Below are 11788 nucleotides of genomic sequence, written 5' to 3'. Positions count from 1 at the left end.
GAGGGGTAATGTTAAGAGGTATATATACTGCAGCCAATGCTATGAGCACAAAGCAAGATACTATTGAAACAATAACAAACAACATAGCTAATACTGATACAACTGCATATAAAAAGGATGAACATATAACTGAAGCCTTTTCTGAGAAATTACTTTATAAAAGGCAAGACAGCTTAGGATACATAAGAAACGTACCAAATAGAGTTAAAGTTAACAATACTAAGCTAAAGAGCGGTCAAACTCAAGTGAATATAGATATCACAAGAGGATATTTACAACTTGAAGATAGGAATGGTAAAGGATACTATAGGAGTGCGACCTTAGTTAAGGATGAACAAGGCTACTTGAGAACAGCATATAGAGAGTATAATTCTGACACTATTACAAAATTTGGTGCATATTTGTTGGATGAAAATGGAGAGAAAATCCAATTAAAGCAAGGTTCAGATGGCGAAATAGCAATTGATACAGCTGGCAATTTGACAGTTGGGAACAGAGCAATAGCAAAGGTTATTGTTCCGGAGGCTCGTAAATCAATTGGTACTATAAACTCCGGTACTATTACAGATAGAGTTATGACTAATTACAACCAAGGTGCACAAGAACTTACAGAAAATCCTATGCACATCTCTCTTGAGGGAGAAGGCTTTTTTAAAGTAAAATTAGCCGATACAGGACAGGTTAAGTATTCTCGTAGTGGTGCTTTCACAATGGATAAAGACAGAAATCTTACCGATTTTCTTGGAAACTATGTACTTTCTGTCTCCGGTAGACCAATACAACTTCCGGAGTACACAAAAGAAGTTGAGTTTAAGAAAAATGGTGGAGTATTTATTAAAAATGACCAAGGCTATTTGGAAGAAGTTGACATGATGGATATAGTAGACATCAGTAACAAAGAAGATATGCAAAAATATGGTCATTCTTATCTTCAAATGATTTCAGGCACTAAAGCGGATGAACTACCATTTCAAGGTAAAGTATTGCAAGGCTATTTAGAAAGGTCAAATGTAAACCCAATTGATGAAATGGTAAATATGATTGCGATGTATAGAGGGTTTGAAACAGACCAAAAGGTTATTAACACATATGACCAAATACTAGATAAGGCAGTTAATAATCTGGGACAGATACAGTAAAATATATTTTTAAATAAAAATGCTTTATATAATAAAAATCCAATATATTTCGGAGGTTTAAATGAGAGCTCTTTGGACGGCTGCTAGTGGAATGAAAGCACAACAAATGAACATGGATGTAGTAGCCAATAATATTTCAAACGTAAGTACAACAGGTTTTAAGGCTCAGAAAGCAGAGTTTAAGGATTTATTATATACTTATTCTCAGCCGGTAAGCAATAAAGTTGAAGAAGGTCAGCCGGTAAATCTTCAGGTTGGACATGGTGTAATGCCTGTTGCCACATCTAGAAAATTTATGACAGGTAATGCTGAAAATACTGGTAACCCTACAGATTTAGCAATTTCATATGGTATGGGATTTTTTGTAATAGAAAATCCTAATGACCCCGGCAATGCTGATAAAAGATTTTATACAAGAGATGGAAATTTTAAATTTTCAGTAGAAGACGACCTGCTTACTCTTGTGACTTCTCAAGGTGAAAGAGTGCTTACTACTGATGATGGATACATTCAGATGCCATCAAATGCAAAGGATTTTTCAGTTAGTCAAAGTGGCGTCGTAACAGCAAAAAGTGTTGAAGGGGAAACTTTACAGCTTGGGCAATTACAGACAGTAACATTTGCAAATCCGGAAGGCTTAAAGGCACTAGGAGACAACTTTTTTGTTACAACAGAAAATTCAGGTGCTCCAATAATGGAAGAAGATGGTACTAGAGAGACTACAATATTACAAAATTATTTGGAAAATTCTAACGTTCAGCTTGTCGATGAAATGGTTAGAATGATTGTGGCTCAAAGAGCATATGAAATAAATTCTAAATCAGTACAGACAGCAGACGATATGCTTAATACAGTTAATCAGTTAAAAAGATAGATATTGATACATTTTTTGTTATAAGGTGATTTATGGATATTTCTTCTACACAATATACACCAAATACAAATTCAAAAATTGAAAACCTTAAAGGCAGCGACTTGTCTGCAATGGACAAAAAGAAATTAAAAGAGGCAGCTGAGGGACTTGAGGCAGAATTTTTGAAAGTATTTTTAAAACAAAGTAAAAGTATAATAGAAAAACAAAGTGACGATAAGAATAAAGCTCCCGGCAAGGATATTATGACGGATTTTATGTTAGAAAGAATTGCTGAGGATATGGCAAAAAAATCTCCGCTTGGAATATCTAAAATGATAATCGAAGATGTTGAAAAAAAATACCAAAGTAAACAAGAAAAGTCCGATAATTCTTCTAAAACTTTATAAAAAAGGGGCTTTGTCAACTGTTGGGGGATAAAATCCTCAGCAAATATTTTAAAAAAACATTGCACATATACAAAAAATGTCCTAAAAATATTAATTTCCACAACTAACGAAAGGATATTGTATAGGTGCAAAATAATATTATAACAAAATTAATAGGAATAAAAGACATAAAAATAAAAAACGTAAAGGAAGAAGAGACAACACTACAAATATATATAGAATAATAAGGGATTTTAACATTTAAGCTACTTAAATGTTAAAATCCCTTTTTTTCTTATATAAATTGATTTTACAATATTTCAAATACTTGACATATTATTTGATTAAATATATTATACTTTATATACAGATTTAAAACTTGAGTCATTACATGGAGAACAGATGCAGTTATTCGGAGAATTTACATTATTTTTATCAATCATATTTATATATATAGGCTCTACTCGTTTAGAAAAGCTAAAAAGCCTGGTTAATTTTTTATTTTTTTTAGCTAATGCTTTTTTAGCTACTCTATCTATTAAGGTTTCTCTGGACTATTTATCTAATAATGTGGAAAAGATTATATCTAAAAATGTACTTATTACTTTAGTATATTTTGTTGTGGATATATTGTTAATCTATATTCTAATACTTTTATTTAAAAAATATAGAATTAAAGAAAAATTATACTATTTTAAAAGATTTGTACCTATAATTTTAGTTTCGCTGACTCTAATAGACATTTTTGCTGTAGCTTATGATAGAAACCTAGTAAAAATCTGGGATGTTTTTTATATTCATATAAGCTTATTTTTCTTTCTATTACCGATTTACTTAGTAATGAAATTAGTAGACGGCATTTTTGTATCTGATAAACTGAGAAATGATGTTTCGTTTGAGGTGTTTAATAAAATTGAAAGAGCTTTAGTAGCGGTTGATAAAGAGGACAATATAATTACAGCAAATAACCAATCAAAACATATTTTTCATGTAAATATAGGTGATAATTTAGATAAAGTATTTGAAAAAACAGAGTTTATTATGCCTGACTCAAAGAAAAATTATTTTGAAGTTAAAACTAAATTTGGAGATAAAAGCATACAAAACTTGATTATTTGTAGTAATCTTTTAGATACCTTCAATGAGCATATAGGAAAGGTTATAATCTATCCTTATCTAAACGAATACTACGAATTAAAAATTGAACAAAAAAATATGACTAAAAGGCTAGAAAAACTTATTAAAAAGAAATCTAGAAAATTATCTGATGCTAAGGTAAAATTAAAAAAGGAAATAGATACAACCGCAAATCTAGAGTATCAGATTCTTGATATATTTTGTTATGACGCACTAACAGGCTTATATAATAGGTCATACTTTCATCAAAAGGTTGAAAATATACTAAAGTACCGGCCTTATGACTATCATGCTGTATTTTTTATGGATTTGGATTCGTTTAAGGACATAAATGATTCTTTAGGATATGAGTATGGTGATGTGGTATTAAATGAAGTATCCAGTAGATTAATAAATCTTTTAAAAGATAAAGAGCCTACTATATCACGCTTTGGAGGTGATGATTTTGCTATACTGATTAGTGATTTAGATGGATTAGAAGTTGAAAATTTAGCTAACAAAATATTGAATAAACTGAAAGAACCAATTTTTATAGATAAGATTAAAATTTTTATAACAGTTTCAATTGGTATATCTTTATATCCGAATAATGGCAATGTATGTGAGGAATTATTTAAAAGTGCTGATATTGCATTATTTAAGGCAAAAGAGGCAGGTAAAAATAATTACAAATTTTTTGAAAATAGATTTAAACAGGAAAAATTACAAGAATATAATATTACAACGAATTTGTTAAATGCAATATCTAACAATGAATTGACACTGTTTTATCAACCACAAGTATCGCTAATATCTAATACTGTCAAGGTAACAGGCTTTGAGTCATTGATGAGGTGGAAAAAAGAGGGCTATTTTATAATGCCAAAAGATTTTATACCTGTTGCGGAGAAATCAAATTTGATAGTCCAAATGGGTAGCTGGGCGATAGCTGAGGCGTGTAAAAGGTGTGCTCAGTGGAATAGAGATTACGATGAAAATATTAGTGTATCCATTAATCTATCTTCTAATCAGCTTACTAATGCAATGCTTTATGATGAGGTATCAACTGCGCTTATAATTTCAGGAGTAAATCCTCAAAATATTGAATTTGAAATTACAGAAACGACCATAATAAAAAATATAAAAAATAGTATAAATACATTAAACTTACTTAAAGAATTAGGGGTTAAAATTTCTATTGATGATTTTGGTACAAAATACTCTACATTTAATTATATAAAACACTTGCCTATAGATAAAATAAAGATAGATATAAGCTTTGTACATGGTATAGGAATAAATAAAATGGATGAGGCAATAATTTTATCATTAATAAGATTAAGTGAAGGCTTAAATATTCAAATTATTGCTGAGGGAGTAGAAACACATGAACAATTGGAATTTTTGACGAAAAATGGTTGTGAAAATATACAAGGTAATTATTACTATAAACCTATGACGGAGCATGAAATTATAGTGCAAAACCTAATATAATAAAAATACTTGAAAAATATATAAAATTAATGTATTATTAGTGTTTGAATTAGATAAAATAAAAGGGGATATACATGGGATTTTTAGAAAATGTGTTTGCAAAAAAAGAAATCGGGAAACTTCAAAAAATTGTCAATTCAATAAATTCATTAGAAGATAGTATGATTAAGCTTTCTGATAAGGAATTAGTTGGCAAAACTGACGAATTCAAAAAAAGATTATCAGAAGGTCAAACTCTTGATGATTTACTCCCTGAGGCATTTGCAGTTTGTAGGGAAGCATCCAAGAGAGTGCTAAACATGAGACACTTTGACGTGCAATTAATGGGTGGTATCGTTTTACACCAAGGCAGAATAGCGGAAATGAAAACTGGGGAAGGTAAAACTTTAGTTGCAACTCTGCCTGTTTATTTGAATGCCTTGACAGGTAAAGGAGTTCACGTTATCACAGTAAATGACTACCTTGCAACAAGAGACATGGAGTGGATGTCAAGACTATATAATTTCTTAGGATTGACTACAGGCGTAATAGTTCATGATTTAAAAGACGAAGAGAGAAGACAAAACTATCTAGCAGATATAACTTACGGTACTAACAACGAATTTGGCTTTGACTACCTAAGAGATAACATGGTTACTTATAAAGAAAAAATGGTTCAAAGACCATTAAACTATGCCATAGTCGATGAGGTAGACTCAATATTAATAGACGAAGCAAGAACTCCGCTTATAATTTCAGGGCAAGGAGACAAGTCAACAACTCTTTATACTCAGGCAGATACATTTATAAAGACTTTAAAAGAAGAAGTCGACTATACAGTAGACGAAAAAGAAAACGCATCAGTTTTAACTGATGAAGGTCTAGAAAAAGCACAAAAATTCTTTGGTGTTGAAAATATGACAGACCTAGAAAACATGGAACTATACCACAACGTAAACCAAGCATTGAGAGCTAATACTCTTATGAAGTTGGATGTTGATTACGTTGTAAAAGATGGAGAAATAGTAATAGTTGACGAATTTACAGGAAGATTGATGTTTGGTAGAAGATACTCTGAGGGTCTACACCAAGCAATAGAGGCAAAGGAAGGCTTAGAAGTACAAAGAGAGTCTAAGACACTTGCTACTATTACATTCCAAAACTATTTTAGAATGTATAATAAAATCTCAGGTATGACAGGTACAGCAAAAACAGAAGAAGAAGAATTTAGAGCTATATATAAGATGGATGTTGTGCAGATACCTACAAACAGACCAATACAAAGAAAAGATTTAAATGACGTTGTGTATAAGACAGAAGAAGGGAAATTTGTAGCAGTAGTCAATGAAATAAAAGAAAGACACGCAACAGGTCAGCCAGTCTTAGTAGGTACGATTTCTATTGAAAACTCTGAAAAACTTTCTGACATTCTTAGACGCCAAGGCATCAAGCATGAGGTATTAAATGCTAAAAACCATAAAAAGGAAGCAGAAATAGTAGCTCAGGCAGGTAGATTTGGGCAAGTAACTATAGCAACAAACATGGCAGGACGTGGAACAGATATAATTCTTGGAGGGAATCCGGACTTTTTAGCAGATAAAGAAATGGCTAAGCTTGAGTACACACCGGAAATGATAAATAATGCAAAAAGCTTTGCACAAACTGACGACCCAGAGATATTAGATGCAAGAAAAAAATATCAAGAAATCCTAGCTCAAAAGAAAGAAGAACTTAAAGACGAAAATCAAAAGGTACTTGATGCAGGTGGTTTATGTATACTTGGTACGGAAAGACACGAGTCAAGACGTATAGACAACCAGCTTAGAGGTCGTGCAGGTAGACAAGGTGACCCAGGTGCATCTAAATTCTATATATCATTAGAAGACGACCTTATGAGATTATTTGGCTCTGAAAGAATGCAGGCAATGGTTGAAAAATTGGGTATGGATGACAGCGTACCAATTGAGGCTGGAATGCTAAGTAAATCTATTGAGTCAGCTCAAAAGAAAGTAGAAGGAAAGAACTTCTCCATAAGAAAAAGTGTCTTAGAATACGATGACGTAATGAACAAGCAAAGAGAAATCATTTACGGCGAAAGAAGAAGAGTATTAGAGGGCGAAAATATAAGAGACGAAATCATTCACATGACAGAAACTCAAATCAAGAAAATTCTTGATAACAACATAGGAGAAGGTCAGTCCTCTGAAGAATGGAACTTTGAAGAAATAAACGATAGAATAAAGAGATTATTAAAACTGGAAGACTACTATGTCTTTGCATCAGAAAAAGACATGGAAAAAGAAGATTTATATAATATTATAATAAAATATGCAAAAGAAAAATATCATGCCAAAGAGGAAAAAATTGGCGATGAAACTATGCGTGAAATTGAACGCATGATTATGCTACAAGTAGTTGATGCTAAGTGGATGGACCATATAGATGCAATGGACCAATTAAGAAAGGGTATAGGTCTAAGAGCTATAGGACAGGAAAATCCGGTTAGAGCATATCAAATTGAAGGCTTTGATATGTTTGATGCTATGGTAGACTCTATACAAGAAGATACAGTAACTTATGTATATGGTTTCGAAATACGTCCAATGGATGGTAATCAAATAGTAAGAAAATCTGTAGTGGACACAGACCATCTTAAATCAAATGTTACAGACGTTGATGTAGAAAAAGTAAAAACACCAATAAAAAAAGACGAAAAAGTGGGAAGAAATGACCCATGCCCATGTGGCAGCGGTAAAAAATATAAAAACTGTTGTGGGAGGTAAAATTGTTAGATATACAAAAACACACTAATGACATAAAAAGCATACAAGACACTATAAAAGAAATTAGTGTTTCTCTTTGACCCAGATAAACTAGAGCAAGAAGATAAAAATTATAAAAATAAAATTTCTGAGCCTGATTTTTGGAATAATTCTCAAAAGGCTCAGGAAATCTTAAAAGCATCAAAGCTGATAGAAAATAAACTTAACAAGTACAAAGAACTAAAAGCTGATTTAGAAGATGTGCAGGCACTTTTTGAACTGGCTGAAGAAGAAGACAGCCTTGAAAATGATTTAATTTTAGAAATAAAAAAATTAAAAACGAAGGCGGATGAATTTTCGGTAGAACTTCTTTTAAGTGAAAAATATGACTCCTATAATGCTATAATTTCTGTTCATGCTGGTACAGGTGGTATGGATGCTCAGGATTGGGCAGGAATTCTTCTTAGAATGTATACAAGATTTGCCTCTAGCATGAATTACAAAATGTATCAGCTAGACCTACAGCAAGACGATGAGTCCGGCATTAAATCGGCAACATTTCAAGTTGTAGGTGAAAATGCTTATGGCTACCTAAAATGTGAAAAAGGAGTTCATAGGTTAGTTAGAATATCTCCGTTTGACTCCTCAGGGAAAAGACATACTTCTTTTGCTTCTGTCGACGTTTTACCTGAGCTTGAAGAAGAAGACGACATCGTTATAAATCCAAAGGATTTAAAAATCGATACCTACAGAGCGTCCGGTGCAGGAGGACAACACGTCAATAAAACTGACTCCGCCATAAGGATAACACATCTTCCAACCGGAATAGTAGTTCAATGTCAAAATGAGCGTTCACAGTTTTCTAACAAAGATACGGCAATGAAAATGCTGAAAGCCAAACTTATAGAGCTTAAAGAGCTTGAGCATAAAGATAAAATAGAAGATTTACAAGGTGAATACTCTCAAATTGCATGGGGTTCTCAGATAAGGTCATATGTTTTTCAGCCGTATACTTTGGTAAAAGACCACCGGACTAATTATGAGGTTGGAAATATTACATCAGTTTTAGATGGAGATATAATGCCGTTTATAAACGCATACCTAGTTTTTACACACAAGTAGTTTGTAATTAGCTTGTTTTAAAGTTTTATTTTTGGTATAATTATAAAAAATAATTCAATAAGGATAAATTTTTATTTTTAGTCTCAGAGAGAGGGCGTATGGTGAAAGTCCTTACAAAAATATAAATTTTGCTACCTTATTTATTCTTATTCTAATAAAATAAGACGGTTATTACGTTATAATATTTTGAGGCTCTTTTGAGCGAATAAGGGTGGTACCACGATATATTCGTCCCTGATGTTTTATGACATCGGGGATTATTTTTATTTTAAGGAGTAATATTATATGTATATGAAGGCAAATGATATTAGAAAAAAATATTTGGAATTTTTCAAAAGTAAAGACCACTATGTCCAAGAAAGTTTTTCACTAGTGCCTAAGAATGACAAAAGCTTGCTATTAATTAATGCAGGTATGGCACCATTAAAAAATTACTTCTTGGGACTAGAAGAACCTCCGGCACACAGAATGACAACTTGTCAAAAATGTGTTCGTACAGGAGATATAGATAACATCGGTCATACTTTAAGACACGCTACATTTTTTGAAATGCTTGGAAACTTTTCGTTTGGTAATTATTTCAAAAAAGATGCAATAACATTTGCATGGGAATTTGTAACTGAAGTATTAAAGCTAGACAAAGATAAACTTTGGGTTACAGTTTACGAAGAAGACGATGAGGCTTACAACCTATGGAAAGACATGATAGGTGTAGAAGAAAGAAAAATTGTTCGTCTAGGTAAGGAAGATAACTTTTGGGAAATAGGTAATGGACAAGGTCCATGTGGTCCATGCTCTGAAATATATATTGACAGAGGAGAAAATTTCTCATGTGAGGGTGAATGTAAGCCGGGCAGTGAGGGCGACAGATTTTTAGAGTTTTGGAATTTAGTATTCACACAGTTTGATAAACAAGCAGACGGTAGCCTAAAAAAATTGGAACATCCAAATATAGATACAGGTATGGGTCTTGAAAGAATGGCTTGCATCATGCAAGGAGTTGACTCAATATTTGACATAGATACAATGGTTGCAATAAGAAATAAAATATCTGAAATATCAAACAAAAAATACAACGAAAACGCAAAAAATGACGTTTCAATAAGAATAATTGCAGACCATCTAAGAGCTATTACATTCATGGTGAGCGATGGAATAATACCATCAAACGAAGGCAGAGGCTATGTATTAAGAAGACTGGCTAGACGTGCATTAAGGCACGGAAAATTACTTGGAATACAAGGTAAATTTATCAGCGATATAGCAAATATTGTCATTAATGAATATAAAGATGGTTATCCTGAACTAGAACAAAACCATGACCATATAATAAAAATACTTTCCGTTGAAGAAGAAAAATTTAATGAAACACTTGAAAGTGGACTTGAAATATTAAATGGATATATAGACCAAGCTGTTAGTAATGGGAATTCAATCATTACAGGTGAGGACGCATTCAAATTATATGACACATTCGGTTTCCCACTAGAGCTTACAATAGAAATTGCTGAAGAAAAAAATTGTAAGGTAGATACAAAAGGCTTTGAGCAACAAATGGAAATCCAAAAAGAAACTGCAAGAAACTCAAGAAAATCAGGAAGTGATGTTGGCTGGAAGGATGAAATAACTAACCTTGACCTAAGCGTTTCAAAAACAGAATTTTTAGGATATGATACACTTGAGTCTGATAACAAAATCCAAGATATAGTTTTAAATGGCAATCTTGTAGATTTAGCCAATGAAGGCGACGAAATCATGCTGATTTTTGACAAGACACCATTTTATGCTGAGTCAGGAGGTCAAGTCGGAGACAAGGGTGTAATTTTATCTGCCAATGATAAATTTGATATAAAAATTAATGACGTAACAAAATCAACCGGTGGATTATTCGTACATCATGCAAAGGTTGAAAGAGGAAGCGTTAAAAAAGGAGATTTGGCTCATTTGCAAGTAAACAGAATGAATAGACTTGCAACTATGAGAAATCATACAGCTACTCACTTACTCCACAAGGCTTTAAAAATGGTTCTGGGCGACCATGTAAACCAATCAGGTTCATTTGTATCTCCTACAGGACTAAGATTTGACTTTAACCACTATGAACAACTTACAAAACAGCAAATTAAAGATGTAGAAAGAATAGTAAATTTAAAAATATTTGAGTCAATAGATGTTCATACAGATGTTATGGGTATAAACGACGCCAAAGAAACCGGAGCAATGTCATTGTTTGATGAAAAGTATGGTGACATTGTAAGAGTAGTAAGCATAGGAGACTTTTCTAAGGAATTTTGCGGCGGTACTCATGTAGTAAATACAAATCAAATAGGTATGTTTAAAATAGTTTCTGAAGGAGCAGTTTCTTCAGGAGTTAGAAGATTAGAGGCTATAACGGGGCTTACAGTTTATGACTATCTGTTAGAAAATGAACACATAATTGAAGAAGTAAGTATGGCAGTTAAATCTAATAAGCAAGCATTGACAAAGAGAATTGAAACCTTAGTTGATGAAAACAAAACTTTATCAAAACAGTTAAAAGCTATGCAAAATGACTCTGCAAAGGGCAGCTTAGAGGACATAATTAATAATGCTATTTCAATCGGAGATGTTAAGCTTATGACAACAAAATATGAAGATGTGCAAGATGATGTACTTCGTAATATAATGCAAGACATCATAGATAAAGCACCGTCTTCAATCGTTGTTTTTTCAAATTTAGATACAACAGAAAACAAATTAAAGTTCATTTGTATGGTAGATAAAAAGCTTAACCCACGATATCACGCAGGCAATATAGTTAGAGAGGTTGCAGCAGTTACAGGCGGTAAGGGTGGCGGTAAGCCGAACCTTGCTCAAGCAGGTGGAGTAGACATATCTAAGGTTGATGAGGCATTATCTAAAGCAAAGGCTATTATTGAAAATATGTAGGAATGATTT

Annotated in this window: 7 protein-coding genes; all 7 read left to right on the top strand. The window is 32.4% G+C overall.

From position 1 onward, the window contains the following. Window positions 1–8: 8 nt before the first annotated feature. The 7 genes from BBG48_RS02405 to alaS all read left to right on the top strand — a co-directional run bounded on the left by BBG48_RS02405 (window position 9) and on the right by alaS (window position 11779). Complete coding sequence (locus BBG48_RS02405; RefSeq protein WP_068914155.1) at window positions 9–1139, top strand: flagellar basal body rod C-terminal domain-containing protein; 1131 nt, start codon at window positions 9–11, stop codon at window positions 1137–1139. A gap of 61 nt (window positions 1140–1200) precedes the next feature. After that, window positions 1201–2013 carry a flagellar basal-body rod protein FlgG gene (flgG, locus tag BBG48_RS02400; RefSeq protein WP_068914156.1) on the top strand — a complete coding sequence of 271 codons (813 nt, stop codon included), beginning with the start codon at window positions 1201–1203 and terminating at the stop codon, window positions 2011–2013. 32 nt (window positions 2014–2045) lie between these two features. Next, window positions 2046–2399, top strand: coding sequence for a rod-binding protein (locus BBG48_RS02395; protein WP_068914157.1), 354 nt, complete (start codon window positions 2046–2048; stop codon window positions 2397–2399). A 381-nt stretch (window positions 2400–2780) separates the two neighbouring features. Continuing rightward, the gene (locus BBG48_RS02390; RefSeq protein WP_094754507.1) at window positions 2781–4988 is read left to right on the top strand and encodes a putative bifunctional diguanylate cyclase/phosphodiesterase; all 2208 of its coding nucleotides are present in this window, start codon (window positions 2781–2783) and stop codon (window positions 4986–4988) included. 74 nt (window positions 4989–5062) lie between these two features. Beyond that, window positions 5063–7750, top strand: coding sequence for a preprotein translocase subunit SecA (secA, locus tag BBG48_RS02385; RefSeq protein WP_068914158.1), 2688 nt, complete (start codon window positions 5063–5065; stop codon window positions 7748–7750). Between the two features lie 2 nt (window positions 7751–7752). Continuing rightward, window positions 7753–8851 (top strand): peptide chain release factor 2 gene (gene prfB, locus BBG48_RS02380; RefSeq protein WP_243446731.1). Its coding sequence is split into 2 segments (ribosomal slippage): window positions 7753–7827 and window positions 7829–8851, totalling 1098 coding nucleotides; the frame shifts between segments, so codons are not numbered across the junction. A gap of 285 nt (window positions 8852–9136) precedes the next feature. Further along, a complete protein-coding gene (alaS, locus tag BBG48_RS02375; RefSeq protein ID WP_068914160.1) occupies window positions 9137–11779 on the top strand; it encodes an alanine--tRNA ligase in 2643 nt (880 codons plus the stop codon). Window positions 11780–11788: the final 9 nt, after the last annotated feature.

The sequence above is a fragment of the Criibacterium bergeronii genome, assembly GCF_001693775.2.
Taxonomy (GTDB): Bacteria; Bacillota; Clostridia; order Peptostreptococcales; family Filifactoraceae; genus Peptoanaerobacter; species Peptoanaerobacter bergeronii.
The sequence above is the reverse complement of the archived record's forward strand: the minus strand, read 5'-3'. Positions and strand labels throughout refer to the sequence as shown.

What these genes read in the sequence shown, in the direction of transcription:
- BBG48_RS02405 (WP_068914155.1), top strand. Translation starts at nt 9, where the DNA reads ATGTTAAGAGGTATATATACTGCAGCCAATGCTATGAGCACAAAGCAA.
- flgG (WP_068914156.1), top strand. Translation starts at nt 1,201, where the DNA reads ATGAGAGCTCTTTGGACGGCTGCTAGTGGAATGAAAGCACAACAAATG.
- BBG48_RS02395 (WP_068914157.1), top strand. Translation starts at nt 2,046, where the DNA reads ATGGATATTTCTTCTACACAATATACACCAAATACAAATTCAAAAATT.
- BBG48_RS02390 (WP_094754507.1), top strand. Translation starts at nt 2,781, where the DNA reads ATGCAGTTATTCGGAGAATTTACATTATTTTTATCAATCATATTTATA.
- secA (WP_068914158.1), top strand. Translation starts at nt 5,063, where the DNA reads ATGGGATTTTTAGAAAATGTGTTTGCAAAAAAAGAAATCGGGAAACTT.
- alaS (WP_068914160.1), top strand. Translation starts at nt 9,137, where the DNA reads ATGTATATGAAGGCAAATGATATTAGAAAAAAATATTTGGAATTTTTC.